Here is a 21,861-nt window from a genome sequence, read left to right as displayed (position 1 = left end):
AAGCACTTTCACGACAAACCGAAAGGGACGAAATGCCGTGGGAAGACAATAGGGGCGGCCGCCGGAGCCGCAGCGGCGGTCCATGGGGCCAGGCGCCGGGCGGAGGTGGTGGCGGTAACGGTCCACGCCGTCCCAGCGGGGGAAACAATACTCCCAATCTCGAGGACATTCTGGCACGCGGCCGGCAGCAGTTCGGCGGCGGCGGAAATATTCCGGGCGGCGGGCGCTGGCTGGTGATTGGTGTCGTTGCGGCGGCGCTGGTCTTTTGGGGCAGCCAGTCGATCTATACCATCGCGCCGAACGAAGTGGGCGTCGAGCTTTTGTTCGGGGAGCCCAAGGACGAATTCTCCAGTCCGGGCCTGCATTTCCATTGGTGGCCGATCGAGCGCGTCGAGCGTGCGTCCACAACGGAAAACCAGACCCGCGTGGGCACGGGAACGACCAATGACCGCGATAGCGGGCTGATGCTTTCGGGCGATCAGAACATCGTCAACATGAGCTTTTCGATCCTGTGGCGGATCGCCGATCCGCGGCTTTACCTGTTCGAGGTTCGCGACCCCGACGAAATGGTGCGCCAGGCCGCCGAAAGCGCGATGCGTGAGGTTGTCGGGCGCCGGACGGCGCAGGACGTGTTCCGTGACGATCGTACCGGGATCGCGCTCGAGGTGCAGCAGATCACCCAGAACATTCTCGACAGCTATGGCGTGGGTGTGACGATCTCCAACATCTCGATCGAAAACGTGGCACCGCCGGCCGAAGTTGCCGATGCGTTCGACGAAGTGCAGCGCGCGCTGCAGGACGAAGACCGTTTCCAGGAAGAAGCACGGCAATACGCCAACACCCTTCTGGGTAGCGCGCGTGGTCAGGCCGCAGCGATCCGCGAAGAGGCCGCAGCCTATCGTGACCGCGTGATCAACGAGGCCGAGGGCCAGGCGGCGCGTTTCGTTTCCGTTTACAACGAATACCGCAACGCGCCAGAGGTCACCCGCCAGCGCATCTTCCTTGAAATGATGGAAGAGGTTCTGGGCGGAACCGAGAAGGTGCTTCTCGAAGGTGGCCAGGGTTCGGGGGTCATCCCCTATCTGCCGCTGCCCGAACTGCGAAGCAGCGGGTCCACCCTCCAGAGCGGAGGTAGCCAGTAATGAATAGGCTCATCATAGCAATCGTCGCAGTGGTCATTGCCGCCTACGTGCTGTTTTCTTCGCTGTTCATCGTCAACGAACGCGAGCAGGCCATCGTGATGCGCTTCGGCGAAATCACGCGCGAAATCCAGGATCCGGGGATTTACTTCAAGGTTCCGACCGATTTCGTGGAAACCGTGCAATATATCGACAAGCGCCTTCTGCGCTACGACCTGGAACGTATCCGCCTGCAGGTTTCGGGCGGCCAGTTCTATATCGTCGATGCCTTCATCACCTACCGTATCGTTGATCCCATCCGGTTCCGCCAGACGGTGCTCGGCAGCCTTCAGCTTGCCGAACAGCGTATCGCAACCCGTCTGGAATCGGCTCTGCGTGCCGTTTACGGCCTGCGTGAGTTCGATGCGGCGCTTTCCGAACAGCGTTCGGAAATGATGCGTGAAGCCAGCGATCTGGTGGCAACCGACATGACCGAGTTGGGCATCGAGGTCGTGGACGTGCGCGTTCTGGTGACCGATCTGACGCCGGAAGTGTCCCAGCAGACCTATGAGCGTATGCAGGCCGAGCGTAATGCGGAAGCCGCGTTGATCCGCGCTCGTGGTCAGGAGCAGGCACAAACCCTGCGTGCCATCGCCGACCGTCAGGCGGTCGAGGTGGTTTCGGCCGCCAATCGCGACAGCGAAATCATCCGCGGTGAAGGTGACGCCGAGCAGAACCGTCTGTTCGCCGAAGCCTATTCCCAGGACCAGTCCTTCTTCGAGTTCTACCGCTCGATGGAGGCCTATCGCAACGCGCTGGCCGATGGAAACACCACCATGGTGCTCTCGCCGGACTCGGCGTTCTTCAACTATTTCGGTTCGAACGGCGAATTGCCCGACTTCCCGGCACCGACGGCGACGCCGATCGATATCGGGGTTCAAGGACCGAGCGAAGAGCCCATCGATTCCACAGAGATCGACGATCTGCTGGCAACGGATTCGCTGGTTTCGGGCGAAGGAGCCGGAAGCATCGAGCAGGATGTTCAGGATCTCGAGCAACTGCTCGAGACCGAGAACCTGGGCAGTGAAGGTCTTCCGGAAGAAACGGCTCCGGCCGAACCTGCGCCCGCTGCAGAGGACGCCGAGCCCGCTCCCGCTCAATAAGAGCGCGGCTGCAATTGCTAATGGAGGCGCACCTCGGGTGCGCCTCTTTTTTTTGAGGAGAATTCAAGTGACCGATCTTCTTGCCGCTCTGGGGCTGGCCTTTGTTATCGAGGGGCTGCTTTACGCTGCATTTCCCGAGCAGATGAAAAGGATGGTCGCCCAGATGATCGCGCTGCCGAGCCAGCAATTGCGCATGGCAGCGCTTGGAATGGCAGCGGCAGGCCTGATCGTGCTCACGGTCGTGCGATTTTAGAGCCGTCCGGGATTTGATTGAACAAAATCCTTGGCTCTAAGACCTTGCTTTGTCGCGTGTTGCGAACCGCAAAACCGTTTCCATCCCCGATCGCGTCGAGAACATGGTTTTGCTGGACACGCTCCGGGCCCGTTCAGCAATGCGCTTGAGGGCGACCATTGGTTTCGTCCATCGACGTGCTCGATGGGCAGGGTTTCGACGTCGAAATCGTCCAGCACCCAGAGATCGATCAGGAGCGGGCCGGATTGGCGATGCGATAGAGAACGTGCGGGCGCAAGGGGTGGTTCTCGGCGATGCGGGGGTGGAGGAAGTCGCCCTCGGTATCGCGGGTCATGCCGATTTTTTCCATGACGCGCTGAGACGGCTGGTTGATGGCCGCCGTGAAGGCGACGAGTTCGGGCAGGTCACGCTGCCAGGCCGAAAGGATGTGGGCGCGCGCGCCTTCGGGGGCGTAGCCCTGTCCCCAATATCGGTTGCCCAGCACCCATCCGATTTCTTCGGGCGGGTTGCCGCGCAGATCCATGTCGATCCGGGCGGTGCCGATCAGCCCGATCAACTCGCCATCGGCCTTGCGTTCGGCGGCGAGGAAGGCCGAGGTTCCGGCATCGAGGCCGGCGATCATCTTGTCGATCCAGGCGTCAGCCGCGGCCCGGTCGCGCGTGCCTGTATAAAAGCGCATGACATGGGGATCGCCAACGATGGCCGCGAAGGGCGCGCGGTCGGCGTTCTGCCAGGGGCGCAGGATCAGGCGTTCGGTTTCCAGCACTGTCCGCGGTTCCTGATCCACGCATCGAACTCCCATTTGCGATGCTTTATCTTACAATGTCGTCGCCCGAATACCCCTGCAGGTAGAGCAGGGCTGTGAGATCGGAATGATCGATCCTGACGGCGGCCTGTTCGGCAACGATCGGTTTTGCGTGGATGGCGACCCCGAGGCCGGCGGCCTGGAGCATGTCGAGATCGTTGGCGCCATCGCCCACCGCCATGGTCTGGGCGATGGCGAGGCCCTTTTCCGCTGCCAGTGCCATGAGGCGGTTGCGTTTGGTGGACTTGTCGACGATGGGTTTTTCGACAGTGCCGGTGAGGCGGTCGTCGGCATCGAATTCGAGGACGTTGGCGATGGCCTCGTCAAAACCGATGCGCTTGGCGAAGTAATCGGCGAAAAGGGTGAAACCGCCGGACACCAGGGCCGTGTAGGCGCCGTAGGCGTTCATGGTCTGGATGAGGGCGCGGCCGCCGGGAGCGAGCGTTATGCGCTCGCGGCGGACGTCTTCCACCAGTCGGCGCTCCAGCCCCTTCAAAAGCGCGACGCGGGTATCGAGGGCGGCTTCGAAGTCAAGTTCGCCGCGCATGGCGCGTTCGGTGATTTCGGCGACCTGAGGTTTGAGGCCCAAAGCATCTGCCAACTCATCGATGCATTCCTGCTCGATCATCGTGGAATCCATGTCGGCGACGAGCAGTTGCTTGCGTCGGTTGGCCAGCGCAACGAGTGCCGCGTCGATGGGCTGGGAGCCGATGATATCGCGGGCTGTCAAAACCGGATCGGCGGCCTTGGGCGCGATGATCTCGCAGGCTATGCCTTGCGCGAGCCAGTTGATTTCGCCATGGGTTTCACGCTGGACCGTTTCCACCAGTGTGTTGGACAGGGCCGGTTCATTGGGATTGGCGATCAGAACGAGAACTGACATAGACACGACCATGGCAAGGGATGGAGCAAAGCGCGCGGTTTTGATAGCTGGTCCGACCGCCAGCGGCAAGACGGCGCTGGCCATCGCGCGAGCGCGCCAGAGCGGGGCGCGGATCGTCAACGCCGATTCCATGCAGGTTTATGGCGTGCTCGACCGCCTGACGGCGCGGCCCAACGCGGACGAGCTGGCGCAGGCGCACCATGAAATGTTCGGACATGTGGATCCATCGGTGCGCTATTCGACGGGCGCCTGGCTGGCCGATGCTCACAAACAGATTCAAGAGGCTGACAAAGAGAATCAGGAGCTGATTTTCGTTGGCGGGACAGGGCTTTACTTCGATGCGCTCGTAAACGGATTCGCGCAGGTTCCGGCCATCGATCCTGAATTTGTGGCCGAGGCTGAGAAACTGATTCAAGAGCGCGATGAGGCGGGGCGGATGGCGCTTTTGGTCGAGAGGGACCCGGCAACGGCAAGACGGCTCAAGGTCGCCGACCCGCAACGGGTGGTGCGGGCGCTTTCGGTGCAGATGGCGACGGGCAAGACGCTGAGCGCCTTTCAGGATGCCAACGGGCCCGGGCTGCTCGATGATTATGCGCTGGAGCGGATTGTATTAATGCCCGAGCGGGGATTGCTGCGGCGGCGGATCGGGGAGCGGTTCGCGGCGATGATGGAGGCCGGGGCTGTCGAGGAGGTCGAGGCGCTGTTGGCGCGCGATCTCGATCCTTCGCTGCCGGCGATGAAAGCGATTGGCGTGGGAGAAGTCACGGCCATGCTGGCGGGCAAGATGGACCGTGACGAGGCGGTGGAAAAAGCGGTGATTGCCACACGGCAATATGCCAAGCGGCAATCGACATGGTTCCGCAACAGGTTCAGGGACTGGACTTTTGTCGATCCGTTTGCCGGTTAGCCAATAGCTCCGAGTGCGAGCCAGCCGATATAGCCTGCATAGAGCGCCAATAGCACACCGCCTTCCCAGCGGACGATTTCGCGTTGGGTGTAGGAAAAGCCGAGCAGGAGCGCGGTGGCGCCGAGCATGACCCAGATGTCGAGGCGAATGATCTCGTCGGGGACGGGGATGGGCTGAATCAGCGCGGTGATGCCCAGGATCGAGAAGACGTTGAAGATGTTGGACCCGATGATGTTGCCCAGCGCCAGGTCGGTGTGGCGGCGGAGCGCTGCAATGATCGAGGTGACCAGTTCGGGCAATGAGGTGCCGATGGCAACGACAGTCAGCCCGATGATTGTTTCCGAAACGCCGAGGGCCGTGGCGATTTCGACCGCGCTGGATACGAGCAGGCGAGCGCCCAATACCGTGAGGGCAAGGCCGCCGATAACGAACAGGATCGAGACGAGAACCGATTGTTTGCCGCCGGTTGCTTCGACTTCCGCGGCAATGCTGGCCGATGCCTGTGCGCGGCGGTCTGCAAAGTAGGAAAAGACGATATAGGAAATGAGCAGAGCGACGAGGACCAGTCCTGCAATGCGGCCCAAAGTGCCGATCAGCACGATGCCCAGGGCGGCGAGCGACGCGAGCACCAGAACCGAGCCGTCGCGGCGCAGTACGGCCTTGTCCACGACGATGGGGTAGATGAGCGCGGTGATGCCCAGGATCAGCAGGATATTTGCGATGTTGGAGCCGACCACATTGCCCACGGCAATGCCGGGGGCGCCATCGAGGGCGGCCTGGACCGAGGTCACAAGCTCAGGCAACGAGGTGCCGAAGCCGACCAGTGTCAACCCGATCAGCAGCGAGGACATGCCAAGTTTTTCTGCGATGGCCACCGAGCCGCGCACGAAGCCTTCGCCGCCTGCCACGAGCAGAATGAGGCCGACGATAAGCAGGAGATAGACCATTTAGGGGCTCCGGGGAGTCAGGTGACGGTGATGCGGGGTGCGCCGGTGACGCGGGCGAGATCGTCCGGTGCGATTTCAAATACCGAGCGCGCGTTTCCGGCTGCGGCCCAGACGGTTTGGAACGCGAAGAGATCGGTGTCCATATAAATCGGAATGGATTTGAGCTGTCCCAGCGGCGAAACGCCGCCGATGGTAAAGCCGGTGGTTTCGCGCACCAGATCGGCATCGGCGCGGCCCAGCTTCTGGCCGATCTGGCGGCCGGTACGCTTTTCGTGAACGCGATTGGCTCCCGAGACCAGCACCATGATCGGCTCGCCGGTCTCCTCGCCGACAAAGATCAGCGATTTGACGATGCGGCCCACCTCGACGCCGAGCGCCTCGGCAGCCATTGCCGCGGTGGTCGCGAGTTGATCGAGCACGACGACGGTGCCGGGCAGGTCGTGGCGGGCGAGGTCGGCGGCGACGCGGAGTTCGGATTGGCGCAGTTCAGTCATGAAGCGAGAGGAGCCCGATCGATTATCGGTCGTCAAGTGGGAACGTGCTGACAGGGTTTGTCACCCCAACCGGTTAGGCGAGAGCACCGACAGGATCGTTGAACCGGGAGAACGATATGCTTGCGATCACCATTGTGCTGACCGAGGGGTATTCCGATTGGGAAATCGGGGTGCTCGCCGGAACCGGGCGAGCCTATTACGGCGCCGAGATTGGATTTGTCTCTGCGAACGGAGGGCCGGTGACGGCGGTTTCCGGGCTCAAGACAGAAGCGCTTGAGCGGTTTTCCGCACCGAAGGATGGCGTGGTCGTGGTTTGCGGTGGTCTCGCGTTTGAGAGTGATGCGCCGCCCGAGATCGAAGCACGATTGAAGCAAGCGCACGAGAACGGGTGCGTGGTCGCGGGAATTTGCGGCGCGACGCTGGCGCTGGCGCGGGCGGGCATGCTCGATGATGTGGCGCATACCTCCAACGGGCGGGACTATCTGCAGACGGTCAAATCCTATCGGGGAGCGGCGCACTACCGCGATCAGCCCCAGGCGGTGCGGGACGGGAGGATCATCACGGCGCCAGCGCCCGCTCCGGCCAGCTTTGCAGCGGAGGTTTTGACGGCGGCGGGGCTCGAGGCAGAGGCGGCCGGTGTCATCATGGCTATGCTGTCACAGGAACACGCACGCGTGGGGAGTTGACGCGACGCGTCTGGCTTGCAGTAGTGCGCGGACCTTTGATTTGGGGAGGCGCATATGGCCACAAAAGCGTTGATCGTCATCGATGTGCAGAACGATTTCTGCCCAGGAGGAGCGCTTGCGGTGGACGAGGGCGATCAGGTCGTGCCGGTCATCAACCAGCTTATGGGGCAGTTCGACCACGTCATCCTGACCCAGGACTGGCACACGGCGGACCATTCGAGCTTTGCTTCCCAGCATGCCGGAAAGGCCCCTTTCGAGGAAATCGAGATGGCGTATGGCAGCCAAACGCTGTGGCCCGATCACTGTGTGCAGGGCAGCCATGGGGCCGATTTTCACCCAGAGCTCAACCTGATGCCGGCCGAGCTGATCATCCGAAAGGGGTTCCGGACGGAAATCGATTCCTATTCGGCGTTTTTCGAGAACGATCACGTAACGCCGACCGGGCTGACGGGGTATCTGCGCGAACGGGGGCTGAGTGAGCTTACGTTCGTTGGGCTGGCCACCGATTTCTGCGTTGCCTATTCGGCACTCGATGCTGTGGGGCAGGGGTTTTCGGCGCGGGTGTTGCTGGAGGCGTGCCGGGGGATCGATCTGATGGGCTCGATGGAGACGATGATCGGGAAGATGAAGGCAGCAGGGGTGGATTTGATTTGAGCTCGTCGTCCAAGACCGACATTGCGCGGCGCGTTTTCAACCATACGTTCAAGCTCGACCCGATCATCCGTTCGCTGCTCGATACCGATTTCTACAAGCTCTTGATGCTGCAGATGATCTGGGGGCTGTATCGGGACGTTGAGGCGACGTTCTCGCTGACCAACCGTACGACGAGTGTGCGGCTGGCCGATGAGGTCGATATCGACGAGCTGCGCGAACAGCTCGACCATGCGCGCAGCCTGCGGTTCACCAAAAAGGAAATGATCTGGCTGGCGGGCAACAGCTTTTACGGAACCAAGCAGATATTTTCGCCGCAGTTTCTGGCCTGGCTGGAGAATTTCCAGTTGCCCGATTACGAGCTCAGCGAGCGCGACGGGCAGTTCGAATTGCATTTTCCCGGCAAATGGGTCGAAACGGCCATGTGGGAAATTCCGGCGCTGGCCATCATCAATGAATTGCGCTCGCGGCGCGCCATGCGGGGCATGGGGCGGTTCGCGCTCGACGTGCTTTACGCACGCGCCAAGGCCAAGACCTGGGAGAAGGTCGAGCGACTGAAAAAGCTGCCCGATCTGAAAATTTCCGATTTCGGGACACGGCGGCGGCATTCGTTTCTGTGGCAGCGCTGGTGCGTGGAGGCGCTCAAGGAAGGGCTCGGGGATGCGCTGACGGGCACGTCGAACGTGCTTTTGGCCATGGACACCGATCTCGAAGCGCTGGGCACGAATGCCCATGAACTGCCGATGGTGGCCGCCGCATTGGCCGAGGGAGACGAGGCGCTCAAGCAGGCGCCCTACAAAGTGCTCAAGGACTGGCAGAGCTATTATGGCGGCAATCTGCTGATCGTTCTGCCCGATGCGTTCGGGACGGCATCGTTCCTTGAAAACGCACCGGACTGGGTGGCCGACTGGACGGGGTTCCGGCCCGACAGCGCGCCGGCCATCGAGGGCGGCGAAAAGATCATCGCATGGTGGAAGGCGCATGGGCGCGATCCGAAAGAGAAACTGCTGATTTTTTCCGATGGGCTGGATATTGAAACCATCGATGCGGCCTACAGGCATTTCGACGGCAAGGTGCGGATGAGTTTCGGCTGGGGGACGAACCTCACCAATGATTTTGCCGGGACGGCGCCCATGCACACCCCGCAACTCAAGCCGATCTCGCTGGTCATCAAGGTATCGAGCGCCAATGGGCGGCCGGCGGTCAAACTCTCGGACAATCCGGCCAAGGCGGTGGGCGACCCCAAAGAGATTGAGCGGTATCTGCGGGTGTTCGGTGATGCGGAGATGGCAGAACAGGCGGTGGTTGTCTGATTTCCGCCATGGTGGGCTGCAAATGGCGATGGGCTACGCTTCCGGTGCTCACGTACCAGATGTACGCTCCGCTCCGGTTCTCGCCCATCACTATTTTCGCCTCACCCTGACGGAAATCGGCGCGATTGGAGCATTTCAGCGCTTCTTCAAATCGGTTTAATTGCTCTAAGCCCTTGTTTTGTCGCGCTTCCGAACCCGATAAGTGGTGTCACTTATCCTGGAAGCGTTCTAAGCCGCTGCCACCATCCGGCGCCGGTCGATCAGGCCCAGCCTGTCGCGCATGGCGAAGCGGGCGGTGAGGACGATGGCGCAGAAGGCCAGGCCGGCGGCGAGGCCGAGCCAGATGCCGATACCGGCGAGGCGGTCGGGCGATCCCAGAAACCATGCGACGGGCATGCCTACGCACCAATAACCGAACAGGGCGATGAACATGGGAATTTTGGTGTCGTTGAGGCCGCGCAGGACATGGACCGCCACGACCTGCGCGCCGTCGACGATCTGAAACAGGCCCGCAACGGCAAGGAAGGTCGTGGCCATGGCGAGCGCAGCGAGGTTGCCGGGGTCGGTGGGGTCGAGGAACACACGGGTGAAGATCTGCGGCATTGTGAGAAACAGCACGCAGGTGATGACCATGAAACCCGTACCGATGATCATTGCGACCCAGCCGGCCTGGGCAATGCCCCGGTCGCTGCCGGCCCCAAAGGCGCGACCGACGCGGACCGTGGCGGCCATGGAAAGCCCCAGCGGCACCATGAAGGCGAACGAGGCGCATTGAAGGGCCACGGCGTGGGCGGCCAGCGCGTCGGTGCCGTGCCAGCCCATGAAAATGGCGGCGACCGCGAACATGCCCACTTCGGCCATCAGGGTCAGTCCGATCGGGGTGCCGATCCTGAAGATTTCCCTGAACCGCAGCCAATCGGGCTTCCAGAACCGCACGAGGATGTGGAAGCGGCGGTATTTGCGGTGGGTGAGCGTATAGGCGAGCAACAGGCCGAACATGAGCAGGTTGGTCAGAACGGTCGCGACCGCCGCACCCTGCAGTTCGAGCCGGGGGAAGCCGAAATTGCCGAAAATCAGGGCGTAGTTGATGGCCGCGTTCACCACGACCCCGGCGATTGTCACGTAAAGGATGATCTGGGTCGAGCCGAGCGCCGAGAGAAATGAGCGAATGGCGAAAAGCCCGAGCCCGGGAAACAGGACCAGAACAGCAATGTGCATGTATTGGGCTGCCATGCCGGCCAGTTCGGGCTCCTGACCGGTGGCGAGCAGGATATGCTCGATCTGCCAGATGAGCGGGAACAAAAGCGCCGCGACAAGGATGCCGGCCCAGAATCCCTGGCGTGCGGTGCGGCGGACATTCTTGATCTGGCGCGCACCCAATGCCTGAGCGGCAAGCGGGGCGACGGCGGAAACGATGCCGCCGCCAAGCAAAAGGAACGGCGTGAAAAAGGATGTGGCCAGGGTGCCGGCGGCCAGATATTGGGGGCCGAGCCAGCCCATCATGATGACGTCGGTGGTAAACAGCGCGTTCTGGGCCACCTGGGCAACGACAAGCGGCCAGGCGAGCACAAATGTGGCGCGCAGCTCCGCGGCCCAGCCGGGCGCGGTCGGCGTCGTGTCGGTCGTCTTCATCGTTCTGGCCTTCCCAAGCCGCGCCCAGCGCTGGATGGCGTTGGGTGAACAGAACCCGATACACGCGAATCGGGGGCTTGTCAGCGCCCTTTGCTATCGCACATGGGCCGGATCGTGCCTGGGCAATGCCAAGGCATGATGCGCCAAAGCACTTGAAAAAATTCACAAAATGGAGAAAGTTAAGAAATTGTCGACGGCGTTCAGTTTCGCTTCATGTTGAAAATTGTATGGCCAAGGGCCCCGCTCGCGGAACCAATAGCGGCTAACCGCATTAAGGGGCGAGGGAACTCTAGAGTTAAAGTCGCAGGAGGCTTGGAAATGAAAAAAGCATTTATTATCGGCGTTGCCCTTACTTCTCTTATGGCCGTTTCGGCCTGTACCCGCACCCAGGAAACAGCTGCCATCGGCGCTGGTGCCGGTGCTGTCATTGGTGGCGTGACCACCGGTAGCGTGCAGGGTGCCGTTGTCGGCGGCGTGGTCGGCGGTGTCGCCGGTGCGCTGGTTGGCCAGGTCGCTGGCGAACCGAACCAGTGCTACTATCGCGCTTCGGACGGAACGCTCTACAAGGACGCTTGCCCGGCCAGCTGATCGGGCGCGTAAAGCATCTCAAAAGGGCTCGTGCTTTCCCTGCACGGGCCTTTTTTGATTCCGGGCATCTGCTTTTTGGCTTGACCGGCGCCGTACCCGGCAGTACCTATAACGCCGAAATTTTGGAGAAATGACGTGCAGACGGCACTTATTCTTGTAGTAGGCAGGCGCATCGCAACATGAGGGCATAACCCTCGTGCGAATTGCGGTGCGCCGAACACAGGTCCCTCACGGGGCCTTTTTTATTATCCAAATCCGGCTGCGGCGGGATGAATTTAAAGCAGGGAGTGGCTGAGATGGCCGAACAGATGACCGGCGCGGAAATGGTTATACGGGCGTTGACCGACAACGGGGTGGAACATGTTTTCGGCTATCCCGGCGGCGCGGCCCTGCCGATCTACGACGCCATGTTCCAGCAGGACAAGATCGAGCACATTCTCGTCCGGCACGAGCAGGGCGCGACCCACATGGCCGAAGGCTATGCCCGATCGACCGGGAAATGCGGCGTGGTCCTTGTCACGTCGGGGCCGGGGGCGACCAATGCGGTGACCGGGTTGACCGATGCGCTGATGGATTCGATCCCGCTGGTCTGCATCACCGCACAGGTGCCCACCAATCTGATCGGCACCGACGGGTTCCAGGAATGCGACACTGTCGGGATCACCCGCAGCTGCACCAAGCACAATTATCTCGTCAAACGGGTCGAGGATCTGCCGCGTATCCTGCACGAGGCTTTCCTGATCGCGACGACGGGCCGGCCCGGTCCGGTGGTGATCGATATTCCCAAGGATATCCAGTTTGCGCTGGGCGACTATTACACGCCGGACGTTGAAAAGCTGCGCCACCAGAGCTACCGGCCGCAGATGGATGGCGATCTGGATGCCATCGAGGCGGCTGTCGATCTTATGCTGCGCGCCGAGCGGCCGGTCTTTTATACCGGGGGCGGGGTTATCAATGCGGGACCTGAAGCGTCCGAGCTTTTGCGCGAACTGGCCGAACTGACCGGCTTTCCGGTGACGTCCACCCTGATGGGGCTGGGTGCTTTCCCGGCATCGAGCGCACAATGGCTGGGCATGCTGGGCATGCACGGCACCTATGAAGCCAATCTCGCGATGCATGAATGCGACGTGATGATCAATATCGGGGCGCGGTTCGATGACCGTATCACCGGACGGATCGACGCGTTCTCGCCCGGCAGCCGCAAGATTCACGTCGATATCGACCCGTCTTCGATCAACAAGGTGATCAATGTCGATGTCCCGATCATCGGCGATTGCGCCCGGGTGCTCGCCGAGATGATCCGCATCTATCGGTCCAGGACCAATCAGCCGCGCAGCGAGGCCATTGCGCCGTGGTGGGCCCAGATCGAGAAGTGGCGGGCGGTCAACTCGCTGGGCTATGAGAATTCTCAAACCACCATCAAGCCGCAATACGCCATCGAGCGGCTCTATGCGGCGACCAGGGCGCAGGACAAGGACGTGTTCATTACGACCGAGGTCGGCCAGCACCAGATGTGGGCGGCCCAGCACTTCCATTTCGACAAACCCAACCGCTGGATGACGTCGGGCGGGCTCGGAACGATGGGGTATGGCTTGCCGGCCGCCGTCGGCGTCCAGGTGGCGCATCCGGATGCGCTGGTGATCGATATTGCCGGGGAGGCAAGCGTTCAGATGACCATGCAGGAGGTTTCGACAGCGGTTCAGTACCGGCTGCCGGTCAAGATCTTCATTCTCAACAATGAGCGCATGGGGATGGTCCGCCAGTGGCAGGATCTGTTGCACGGATCGCGATATGCCCATTCCTATTCGGAATCGCTGCCCGATTTCGTCAAGCTCGCCGAGGCTTATGGCGCCAAGGGTGTGCGTTGCGACACCCCGGCTGACCTCGACGCGGCAATTGCCGAAATGCTCGATTACGACGGGCCGGTGCTGTTCGACGTGCTTGTCGAAAAGGACGAGAACTGCCTGCCGATGATTCCGTCTGGCAAGGCGCACAACGAGATCATCTTGTCCGATACGGCCAATATCGGCTCGATCATCGATGAGAAGGGGCGGGCCCTGGTCTAAGGGCGCGAAAGGAAACGATCATGAACGCACATCTGAAACCGACGGGTTCGGCCTATTTCCTGACCACCGAAACACAAGCCACCGAGCGTCATACGCTGACGGTTCTGGTGGACAACGAGCCGGGCGTTCTCGCCCGGGTGGTGGGGCTGTTTTCGGCGCGCGGATACAATATCGACTCGCTAACCGTCAGTGAGACCGAACACGACAGACATCGCTCGCGCATCACCATCGTGACCGTTGCCACGCCAAAGGTGTTGGCCCAGATCAAACTGCAGCTCGAGCGGCTGGTGCCGGTGCACAAGGTGCACGACCTGACGGCGGAAGGCGGGTCGCTCGAACGCGAACTGGCGCTGCTCAAGGTCGCGGGCAAGGGGGAAAACCGGGTGGAAACCCTGCGGCTGGCCGATGCGTTTCGGGCGCAGGTCGTCGATGCCTCGACCGAAAGCTTTGTGTTCGAGATCACCGGTAAACCGAGCAAGATCGACCAGTTCATCACACTGATGACGCCGCTGGGGCTGGTGGAAGTGGTGCGTACCGGGCTGGTGGCAATCACGCGTGGGCCCGACGGCATGTAAGTCCGGAGCTTGGTGGCCCTTCGGGTCCTGGCCGCGCTCCGAAAGTTGAGGTTTGCGCGAACCCCATTTCGCGATAGAGGGGGGCCGTACATTTCGTACGGCCCTTGTTTTTCAGACTGCCGCCATGACCAAGCTTTCCGTCAATCTCAATGCAGTGGCGCAATTGCGCAATCGCCGGGATCTGCCCTGGCCGAGTGTGACCGGGATGGCGCGCATCGTGCTCGATGCGGGGGCGGTGGGCGTGACCGTCCATCCGCGCCCCGACGAACGCCACATCAGGCGCTCCGACGTGTTCGATCTGGTCAATCTGTTGCGCACCGAATATCCCCATGCCGAGTTCAACATCGAAGGGTATCCGACGCCGACGTTTCTCGAACTCGTCGCGGCGGCCAATCCCCATCAGGTGACGCTGGTGCCCGATGCGCCCGAGCAGGCGACGTCGGACCATGGTTGGGACTTTATCGCTCACAAGGGGCTGTTGACCGACGTGGTGGCAGAGCTGGCCGCGCCGGGGCGGCGGGTGGCGCTGTTTTGCGATCCCGATGCCAGCGCGGCGGCGCTGGAAGCGGCGAAAGCGGCGGGGGCCGATAGGGTCGAACTTTATACGGGGCCGTATGGCGCGTGTTACGACAACAATGAGGCCGCGGTCTCGATGCTGGCCGATCTGGCGGAAACGGCGCACGCGGCCCACGCGCTGGGGCTCGGAATCAACGCCGGGCACGATCTGACGCTGGCCAATCTGCCTGCGTTCCAGAGCACCGTTCCATTTGTGGACGAAGTTTCCATCGGCCATGGAATCACCGCCGACGCGCTCATCTTCGGGTTTGAGGAAGCCGTGCGCAAATATCTTGGGGCATTGGGCCGCTAGAGCCGTTCAGGATTTGATTGAATCAAATCCTTGGCTCTAAGTCCTTGTTTTGTCGCGTGTCCGAACCGCAAAACCGTTTCCACTTTTGCTGGACACGCTCTGGGCAAGAAAGTCAGCCTTTGTGTCGTTTCGAACCCGTTGTTTGTTTGTTCGGCATCGCCGAACGATGGCGGAGAACTGGGGCGTTCTGATAATTTATTGATTAAATTCAATTGCTTAGATTTTCCACGTTTCGCCATAGGCAATGTTTTCTGCCTAGCTTACAGCGGTGTGCCTACTTGAGTGACAGGCCTAAAGTCACATATGCAGCCCTACTTACTGTTCGTAACCAGGCGTAGGGAAACATCATGTCCAAGCCAAAAATCGCAATCATCATTTCCTCGACCCGCGAAAGCCGTTTTGCCGACAAGCCGGCTCAGTGGCTTTTGGCCAAGGCGCAGGAGCGCTCCGAATTCGACGTCGAACTCGTCGATCTGCGCGATTTCGACCTGCCGTTCTTTGACGAAGTGGCCTCCAACATGTGGGCGCCCAGCCAGGACCCCAAGGCCATTGCCTGGCAGAAGAAGGTCGCCGAATTTGACGGCTACATCTTCCTGGTGGCCGAATACAACCGCTCGATCACCGCAGCGCTCAAGAACGCGCTCGATCAGGCCTATGTCGAATGGAACAAGAAGCCTGCCGCTTATGTCGGCTACGGTTCGGTCGGCGGCGCCCGCGCCATCGAGCAGCTCCGCCTGATCAATATCGAACTTCAGATGGTGCCTATCCGTCACGGCGTCCATATCGGCGGTTCGGAATTCTTCACCGTCTGGGGTGGCGGCAAGAACGAGCCGATGGAAGCCATCGAGCCGGCAGTCGGACCGAGCCTCAAGGATCTGTTCGACAACCTCGTCTGGTGGACCAACACCACCAAGGCCGCTCGCGAAGCATAAGCTGCGCCATAGAGCTTGACGCTTCCTCCTGCGTCTCGAACCGAAGGGCTGCCCGCAAGGGTGGCCCTTTGTTTTTTTGCCCAAGCGCGCAATCAGCGTGGCATGTCGGGGCACAAAAAGGGCACGGGCGAGACCGTATAGCGCTCTTCGACCACTTCGCCGCCCACAAGATGCAAGGCCAGAACCAGTTCGGCCTCGTTGAGCTCGACGATGTCGGCCTCGATGGTCATCGTATCTTCCTGCCAGCTCAGCGAATCCTCTCCCGTCATCTGCCAGTTGGACAGGCGATAGGTCTCCCAACACGAATCCTGGAGCATTGTGCCTTCCGAGAGGAACAGGACCATCGAGCCCGGCAGACCGGCATCTTCTTCGGACTGGATCCAGAATTTTTCGGTAAGCGAGGCGCCGATCATCGGGGCGGACGTCATGCCCTCGGCTTGCTGTGCGAAGGCGGGGGATGCGAGCACGAGGGCCGAGGAGAAGGCCGCGGCGGTAGCGATTTGACGGAACATGGGGGCGATTTCCTTGCCTTTGGTCTGAGCGCAGTCTGAAGGCGAGATTGGCCCAAACTGTGGTCGGCAAAAAGGGGGAAAATCATACTTGAAAATAGCCGAACCGTACCGTACGGTACGCCTCGCTCGGCAGGGCTGATTGCCCGGCTGGGCGCGGCTTTCCGTGCCATGATAATCGATAACAGAGAGCGAGTCACGCTTGACCCCGCCAACCCTGACCATAAGCGACGATACGCTCACCGGCCGCCAGAAGGATGTTCTGGATGCGGCCCTGGGCTTGCTGGTCGATGGCGGTGACGGGTTGACCATGACAGGGGTGGCCCGCCGGGCGAGCTGCTCGAAGGAAACGCTCTATAAATGGTTCGGCGACAGGGACGGGCTCTTGACGGCCACGGTTCAGTGGCAGGCGTCCAAAGTGCGCATGGTTCCGGTGGATCGCGAAACGCTGGACAAGCGCACGCTGGGCATTGCGCTGGAGAAATTCGGCCGCGACTGGCTGACGGTTCTGACCGGCGATATTTCGGTGGCGCTCAACCGGCTGGCGGTTTCCCATGCGGGGCAGGAAAAGCGCAATCTGGGCGCGATCGTTCTGGAAAACGGCCCCATCGGCATGGCGCGACGCTGCGAACCCCTGCTCGAGGCGGGCAAGGAGGCGGGGTTGCTCGATTTCGACGATGCCGACCAGGCGTTTCGGACATTTTTCGGTCTGGTGGTCAGGGACACCCAGATCCGCATGCTGCTCGGCGAGCAAAGGCGGCCGAGCGAAGAAAAGATTGCCGGGCAGGCACGACGGGCCCGCGAACAGTTCTTCGCGCTCTACGGAGCGTGAGTATTCCAACAAGACAAATGCGATAACGGGAGAGACCAATGCGCGTTTATTACGATCGGGATGCCGATATCAATCTTTTGAAATCCAAGAAGGTCGCCATTATCGGGTATGGCAGCCAGGGGCGCGCGCATGCGCTCAACCTCAAGGATTCAGGGATCACCGACATCGCCGTCGGCCTGCGTCCGGGTTCTTCGACCGCCAAGAAAGTGGAAGCGGACGGGCTCAAGGTGATGAGCGTTGCCGAAGCGGCGGCCTGGGCCGACATGATGATGATGGCCACCCCCGACGAATTGCAGGCCGATATCTATCGTGACGATATCGCCCCCAATATCCGCGATGGCGCCGCGCTGGCGTTCGCACATGGTCTCAACGTGCATTTCGGGCTGATCGAGCCCAAGGACACTGTCGACGTTCTGATGATCGCGCCAAAGGGCCCCGGCCACACGGTGCGCGGCGAATATGAGCGGGGCGGCGGGGTTCCGTGCCTGATCGCCATCCATCACGATGCGACCGGCAATGCCCATGACCTGGGGCTTGCTTACGCTTCGGGCGTTGGCGGCGGCCGTTCGGGCATCATCGAAACCACCTTCAAGGAAGAATGCGAGACCGATCTGTTCGGCGAGCAGGCCGTGCTCTGCGGCGGTCTGGTCGAGCTGATCCGCGCCGGGTTCGAGACGCTGGTCGAAGCCGGCTATGCGCCGGAAATGGCCTATTTCGAGTGCCTGCACGAAGTGAAGCTGATCGTCGACCTGATCTATCAGGGCGGCATCGCCAACATGAACTATTCGATCTCCAACACCGCCGAGTGGGGCGAATACGTCACCGGCCCGCGCATCATCACCTCGGAAACCAAGGCCGAGATGAAGCGCGTTCTGGCTGACATCCAGTCGGGCAAGTTCACGTCCGAATGGATGCAGGAACACAAATCCGGCGCCGCCCGCTTCAAGGGTATCCGCCGCAACAACGACGCTCACCAGATCGAAGAAGTCGGCACCAAGCTGCGCGACATGATGCCGTGGATCAAGGCGGGTGCGCTGGTGGACAAGAGCCGGAACTAGACTTCCGAAGTTGAAGTTGAACTTTGAAAAAGGGCCGGTTTTTGCCGGCCCTTTTTTCTAAGCCACCATTCGTTGACCGGCCGGATTTCGGTCCCGCCGTGAGCTATCGCGCGTTTTCCAATCGGTAGGTGATGACGATCCCGCCATTCCTGAGCGGCTGGGCTTTGATCAACTCGAGGTCAATCCGGAGGTTGGACGGTTTGAAGAGAGGGTTGCCGCGCCCAAGCAGGAGCGGGGCAAGACCGAGCCGGTATTCATCGACAATGCCGGCGGGCAGGAGCGTCGCCAGTAACTCGGCGCTGCCGAAGACATAGAGATTGCGGTCCGATTTGGCCTTTATATCGCGCAGCGCCTGGACGATATCGCCGCTGATGATTTTCGTGTTGTTCCAGTCCGCTGCCGTCAGGGTGTTGGAGACAACATATTTGGGCAGCGTGTTCATGGCGTCGGTGATGGGGCCGGTTTCGGATTCGTTGGCCCAGTAGGCAGCCATGCCTTCATAGGTGCGGCGTCCGAAAACCAGTGCCTCGGTATCGGCAAGCTGGGTTTCCGAAAATTCGGCCAGTTCGTCGCCCCAGATGGTTTCGTGCAGGGAAAGGTCCCAGGGTTCGGGACCTTCGAAATAGCCATCCAGGCTTGCGATATTCCAGACGATGAGCTTGCCCATTGGTCAGTCCTCCGCGATCTTGGCAAGGGCGGCCAGGAGCCCGGCCGCTCCGTCTTCACAGCTCTTTGGTTCATCAAAGCCGTCGAGATAGGCGCCCTGGCCGGTCAGCCTTCGGGGCGGCGGGCGAAATCGGGTGCATGTTCGGGGCGTGGACCGAAGCCGACGAAAAGCGCAGGCAGCTTGCGGAAGCCGGGGACGTGCCGGGCGAGAAACAGCATGAAGTGCGGCGGTCCGGCGCGCCGGGACTGAAATCCGTTCTGAAAAATGACGCGATGGAGAACGCGCTGCATGGCCTGGATGACCCGGGTGGGCATCATACGGCGGCGCTGGACGGCAGCAAGATCGGTTTCGGTGAGCGTGCCGGCGCGCAGCGGATGGCGCAGAATCTGGGCGGTCGCGACAGCGTCCTGAATGGCGAGGTTGATGCCCACGCCACCGGCAGGGGACATGGCATGGGCAGCGTCACCGATGCAGAGCAGGCCGGGGCGATGCCAGCGCTTGAGGCGGTCGAGCCTGACGTCGAGTGTCTTGACCTGGTCCATCGCGGTGAGAGTATCCACGCGGTCGGCAAAATCGGGACGCAATCGGACGATCATGTCCCTGAGCGGTCCGATGCCCTGGGCGCGGCGCTGGGCATCGGATCCTTTGGGAATGAAGGCGGCCATCTGGTAAAATCCCTCGCGGGCAATCGCGAGCATGATGTCGCGCCCTGCAAAGCTGGGAACAAGATTGGCTGGTTTGGCCTGTTCATCGGGGTGGCGGGGAAGGCGAAACCACCAGACATCAAAGGGCACATCGTAGTTGCGGGACGCCAGTCCGGCTTGCGCGCGCAGGATCGAATGCCTTCCGTCGCAGGCAACGACAAGGTCGGCCCCGATCGAGTCTTCTTGGCCCCCGGTGAGCACAGTGACACCGGAGACCCTTTCGTCCTGCCAGAGCAGGCCCGTCACTTCGGTTTCCATCAACAGCTTGAAGCTCGGCTCGCGCCGGGCATGAGCGGCCAGGAAGTCCAGAAAGTCCCATTGGGGAATCATGGCGATGAAGTTGTAGGGCGGATCGAGAGCGGAAAAATCGCCGAAATCGATCGTCTCGCCGCTCGTCGTGGGCAGGCGCAGGCTTTCGAGCCTGCTTTGGGGCAATTGCGCGAACTCTGCGCCCAGGCCGAGCTCGTCGAGGAGCCTGATCGTGGAGGGGTGTACGGTGTCGCCGCGGAAGTCTCGCAGGAAGTCGGCGTGCTTTTCGCAAACGATCACCTCAACGCCGCCGCGCGCCAGCAGCAGGCCCAGCATAATGCCGGCGGGACCCCCTCCGGCGACAAGGCACGTCGTGCGTTTCATGCGATTTCTCCCCGCGCCCATTGTCGCAAATCTAGGACGACGTGTCGCGGGGGAAAAGCATATTTGAAGGAAGCAATTATGGGGGTGGTAACCAATGGAACGATAGGCGTAGTGTTTTGAGTATACCCATGGATATCGCCTCCCAATCGTCTCCCAGGACCGGCCGAAAAATGAAGCTAACCTATTTCATTCTCGATGTTTTCACGCGCGATCGGCTGAGCGGCAATCCGCTGGCGGTCGTGCTGCGGGCCGATGAGCTTTCGACAACCCGGATGCAGGCGATCGCCGGGGAGTTCAATCTTTCGGAAACGGTCTTCGTATGCGCGCCCAAGGGCGAGCGACATACGGCGGCGCTGCGGATTTTCACGCCGGTGAGCGAACTGCCCTTTGCCGGACATCCCACTGTGGGTGCAGCGGTGCTCCTGGGATTGCAGCACAAGCAGAGTGCGGTGCGGCTCGAGTTAGGCGTGGGCAATGTCACCGCCGTCATGGAGCGGATAGACAAGCGGACCGGGGAAGCCAAATTCGCCCTGCCCAAAAAGCCCGAACGGGTTGGCGAATTGAGCGACCTTCATGGCATTGCCGAGCGGCTGGGCATTTCGGCCGAGGATATCGGGTTCGACGATATGATGCCTGCGCAATATTCGGCGGGCAATCCATTCTATCTGGTGCCCCTGCGCGATGCTTCACTGCTTTCGGAGATGACGCTGGAACGGCGTGGTTGGACCGATACCTTCACCGGACCGCGCAATGCGGTTTATGTCTTTGCCAGAACCCCCAAGGAGCGCGGCAATGATTATGCGGCGCGCATGTTCCATGTTTCCCATGGAAGGGGTGAGGATGCGGCGACCGGTTCCGCGGCGGCGGCGCTGATCGGCCTTCTGGCCGATCACGGCGGATATGGCGAGGGCAGCCACACGCTCAAGATCCGTCAGGGACGTGAAATGGGCCGCCCGAGCGAAATCGGCGTGCAGTTCAATATCGAAAATGGCCAGCTCAAGCATGCCGGGATCGGCGGAGGGGCAGTGGTCCTGGCCGAAGGGGTGCTCGATCTGGACGACTAGGCAGTGCTACCCGACAGCATCGAGGGGCCGCTGCATCCCGATATTTCGGCAGTAGTGACCGTGATGTCGTGCGTTTCGAGGCTGATCGACCCGATGGTCCTGACCACACAGCCTTCATAACGCTGTTCGCGCGGCTCGAAGGTGCGGAAGGCCAGTTTGGGAATAGGCAGCGCGACGGACTGCCAATGGGTTTCGGCCATCAGCAACCCGGTCATCAACTGCAGAAAATCGTAATAGAGCACGGCGGCTTCGCGCTTGGTGGGGCCGATCCTGTAGTCCGAGATCGCAACCCTGCAACTGCGTTCGACGCCGTCGCCAGCGGCGAACTCCTCTTCCTCGATGACATATCGACCGCCGGGGTGGGAGAGGAGACGCGCATGGAGCGTCGGTCGGGAACTGGGCGGCATGGATATGATCTGCGCGGGTTCGAGCCCGGCGGTGTCCAGTGGAATGCCGGCCTCTAGAGCATGTCAGGTTTTTATTGAAGCGTATCCGGCGTTTTCGAAGTAGTTT

Annotated in this window: 23 protein-coding genes and 1 pseudogene; 15 read left to right on the top strand and 9 right to left on the bottom strand. The window is 61.2% G+C overall.

Features of this window, described 5'->3' with window-relative positions; translation table 11 throughout:
- Positions 1–32 precede the first annotated feature (32 nt).
- From hflK to AACZ55_RS06925, 3 genes and pseudogenes are all read left to right on the top strand, one after another.
- On the top strand, positions 33–1,142 hold the full coding sequence (gene hflK / locus AACZ55_RS06935) for an FtsH protease activity modulator HflK (RefSeq protein ID WP_338609998.1): 1,110 nt from the start codon (positions 33–35) through the stop codon (positions 1,140–1,142).
- A pseudogene (locus AACZ55_RS06930) lies at positions 1,142–1,993 on the top strand (protease modulator HflC); the annotation flags it as partial. The gene hflK and the pseudogene AACZ55_RS06930, both read left to right, overlap by 1 nt.
- Positions 1,994–2,348: 355 nt before the next feature.
- Positions 2,349–2,534, top strand: coding sequence for a DUF2065 domain-containing protein (locus tag AACZ55_RS06925; RefSeq protein WP_338609999.1), 186 nt, complete (start codon positions 2,349–2,351; stop codon positions 2,532–2,534).
- A 229-nt stretch (positions 2,535–2,763) separates the two neighbouring features.
- Here AACZ55_RS06925 and AACZ55_RS06920 read toward each other — a convergent pair whose 3' ends face one another.
- Positions 2,764–3,321 carry a GNAT family N-acetyltransferase gene (locus AACZ55_RS06920; protein WP_339644552.1) on the bottom strand — a complete coding sequence of 186 codons (558 nt, stop codon included), beginning with the start codon at positions 3,319–3,321 and terminating at the stop codon, positions 2,764–2,766.
- A gap of 25 nt (positions 3,322–3,346) precedes the next feature.
- Positions 3,347–4,222, bottom strand: a complete 876-nt coding sequence (serB, locus tag AACZ55_RS06915; protein WP_339644549.1) for a phosphoserine phosphatase SerB — start codon at positions 4,220–4,222, stop codon at positions 3,347–3,349.
- A gap of 10 nt (positions 4,223–4,232) precedes the next feature.
- Here serB and miaA point away from each other — a divergent pair, with 10 nt between their 5' ends.
- On the top strand, positions 4,233–5,129 hold the full coding sequence (gene miaA / locus AACZ55_RS06910) for a tRNA (adenosine(37)-N6)-dimethylallyltransferase MiaA (RefSeq protein WP_339644546.1): 897 nt from the start codon (positions 4,233–4,235) through the stop codon (positions 5,127–5,129).
- On the opposite strand, the gene AACZ55_RS06905 is transcribed toward miaA, so the two are convergent.
- Positions 5,126–6,076 (bottom strand): calcium/sodium antiporter, encoded by a 951-nt coding sequence (locus AACZ55_RS06905; protein ID WP_339644543.1) that lies wholly within the window; start codon positions 6,074–6,076, stop codon positions 5,126–5,128. The genes miaA and AACZ55_RS06905 overlap by 4 nt on opposite strands.
- Before the next feature lie 17 nt (positions 6,077–6,093).
- Complete coding sequence (locus AACZ55_RS06900; RefSeq protein ID WP_339644541.1) at positions 6,094–6,570, bottom strand: YbaK/EbsC family protein; 477 nt, start codon at positions 6,568–6,570, stop codon at positions 6,094–6,096.
- Positions 6,571–6,686: 116 nt separating this feature from the next.
- On the opposite strand from AACZ55_RS06900, the gene AACZ55_RS06895 reads away from it, so the two are divergent.
- The 3 genes from AACZ55_RS06895 to pncB are packed head-to-tail and all read left to right on the top strand — an operon-like array spanning position 6,687 to position 9,220.
- Positions 6,687–7,256: a DJ-1/PfpI family protein gene (locus tag AACZ55_RS06895; protein ID WP_339644539.1), complete on the top strand. Its 570-nt coding sequence runs from the start codon at positions 6,687–6,689 to the stop codon at positions 7,254–7,256.
- A gap of 54 nt (positions 7,257–7,310) precedes the next feature.
- Positions 7,311–7,910, top strand: coding sequence for a bifunctional nicotinamidase/pyrazinamidase (gene pncA, locus AACZ55_RS06890; RefSeq protein WP_339644536.1), 600 nt, complete (start codon positions 7,311–7,313; stop codon positions 7,908–7,910).
- Positions 7,907–9,220: a nicotinate phosphoribosyltransferase gene (gene pncB, locus AACZ55_RS06885; RefSeq protein WP_338610011.1), complete on the top strand. Its 1,314-nt coding sequence runs from the start codon at positions 7,907–7,909 to the stop codon at positions 9,218–9,220. Before pncA ends, pncB begins: the two co-directional genes overlap by 4 nt.
- 228 nt (positions 9,221–9,448) lie before the next feature.
- On the opposite strand, the gene AACZ55_RS06880 is transcribed toward pncB, so the two are convergent.
- The gene (locus tag AACZ55_RS06880; protein WP_339644532.1) at positions 9,449–10,852 is read right to left on the bottom strand and encodes an MATE family efflux transporter; all 1,404 of its coding nucleotides are present in this window, start codon (positions 10,850–10,852) and stop codon (positions 9,449–9,451) included.
- A gap of 318 nt (positions 10,853–11,170) precedes the next feature.
- Here AACZ55_RS06880 and AACZ55_RS06875 point away from each other — a divergent pair, with 318 nt between their 5' ends.
- The 5 genes from AACZ55_RS06875 (at position 11,171) to AACZ55_RS06855 (ending at position 15,881) form a co-directional block, all read left to right on the top strand.
- Positions 11,171–11,440, top strand: coding sequence for a YMGG-like glycine zipper-containing protein (locus tag AACZ55_RS06875; protein WP_338610013.1), 270 nt, complete (start codon positions 11,171–11,173; stop codon positions 11,438–11,440).
- Between the two features lie 296 nt (positions 11,441–11,736).
- A complete protein-coding gene (locus AACZ55_RS06870) occupies positions 11,737–13,506 on the top strand; it encodes an acetolactate synthase 3 large subunit (protein WP_339644529.1) in 1,770 nt (589 codons plus the stop codon).
- A 20-nt stretch (positions 13,507–13,526) separates the two neighbouring features.
- Positions 13,527–14,081, top strand: coding sequence for an acetolactate synthase small subunit (ilvN, locus tag AACZ55_RS06865; RefSeq protein ID WP_338610017.1), 555 nt, complete (start codon positions 13,527–13,529; stop codon positions 14,079–14,081).
- Between the two features lie 124 nt (positions 14,082–14,205).
- Positions 14,206–14,949, top strand: coding sequence for a pyridoxine 5'-phosphate synthase (locus tag AACZ55_RS06860; RefSeq protein ID WP_339644525.1), 744 nt, complete (start codon positions 14,206–14,208; stop codon positions 14,947–14,949).
- Between the two features lie 347 nt (positions 14,950–15,296).
- On the top strand, positions 15,297–15,881 hold the full coding sequence (locus tag AACZ55_RS06855; protein ID WP_338610021.1) for an NADPH-dependent FMN reductase: 585 nt from the start codon (positions 15,297–15,299) through the stop codon (positions 15,879–15,881).
- 92 nt (positions 15,882–15,973) lie between these two features.
- On the opposite strand, the gene AACZ55_RS06850 is transcribed toward AACZ55_RS06855, so the two are convergent.
- Positions 15,974–16,393, bottom strand: a complete 420-nt coding sequence (locus AACZ55_RS06850; RefSeq protein WP_339644521.1) for a hypothetical protein — start codon at positions 16,391–16,393, stop codon at positions 15,974–15,976.
- Between the two features lie 199 nt (positions 16,394–16,592).
- Here AACZ55_RS06850 and AACZ55_RS06845 point away from each other — a divergent pair, with 199 nt between their 5' ends.
- Both AACZ55_RS06845 and ilvC read left to right on the top strand, forming a co-directional pair.
- Positions 16,593–17,222: a TetR/AcrR family transcriptional regulator C-terminal domain-containing protein gene (locus AACZ55_RS06845; protein ID WP_014131088.1), complete on the top strand. Its 630-nt coding sequence runs from the start codon at positions 16,593–16,595 to the stop codon at positions 17,220–17,222.
- A 38-nt stretch (positions 17,223–17,260) separates the two neighbouring features.
- A complete protein-coding gene (ilvC, locus tag AACZ55_RS06840) occupies positions 17,261–18,280 on the top strand; it encodes a ketol-acid reductoisomerase (RefSeq protein ID WP_338610027.1) in 1,020 nt (339 codons plus the stop codon).
- 103 nt (positions 18,281–18,383) lie between these two features.
- On the opposite strand, the gene AACZ55_RS06835 is transcribed toward ilvC, so the two are convergent.
- Both AACZ55_RS06835 and AACZ55_RS06830 read right to left on the bottom strand, forming a co-directional pair.
- Positions 18,384–18,947, bottom strand: a complete 564-nt coding sequence (locus AACZ55_RS06835; protein ID WP_339644515.1) for a dihydrofolate reductase family protein — start codon at positions 18,945–18,947, stop codon at positions 18,384–18,386.
- 104 nt (positions 18,948–19,051) lie between these two features.
- Positions 19,052–20,284 (bottom strand): FAD-dependent oxidoreductase, encoded by a 1,233-nt coding sequence (locus AACZ55_RS06830; protein ID WP_339644512.1) that lies wholly within the window; start codon positions 20,282–20,284, stop codon positions 19,052–19,054.
- A 170-nt stretch (positions 20,285–20,454) separates the two neighbouring features.
- Here AACZ55_RS06830 and AACZ55_RS06825 point away from each other — a divergent pair, with 170 nt between their 5' ends.
- A complete protein-coding gene (locus AACZ55_RS06825) occupies positions 20,455–21,348 on the top strand; it encodes a PhzF family phenazine biosynthesis protein (RefSeq protein WP_339644509.1) in 894 nt (297 codons plus the stop codon).
- Here the strand turns inward: AACZ55_RS06825 and AACZ55_RS06820 are convergent.
- Positions 21,345–21,755, bottom strand: coding sequence for a hypothetical protein (locus tag AACZ55_RS06820; RefSeq protein WP_339644506.1), 411 nt, complete (start codon positions 21,753–21,755; stop codon positions 21,345–21,347). The genes AACZ55_RS06825 and AACZ55_RS06820 overlap by 4 nt on opposite strands.
- Between the last annotated feature and the right edge of the window lie 106 nt (positions 21,756–21,861).

Origin of the sequence: uncultured Pelagibacterium sp., from assembly GCF_963972885.1 — a bacterium.
Classification (GTDB): Bacteria; Pseudomonadota; Alphaproteobacteria; order Rhizobiales; family Devosiaceae; genus Pelagibacterium; species Pelagibacterium nitratireducens.
Note: the sequence above shows the minus strand (reverse complement) of the source record. Positions and strands in the feature narration are given on the sequence as shown.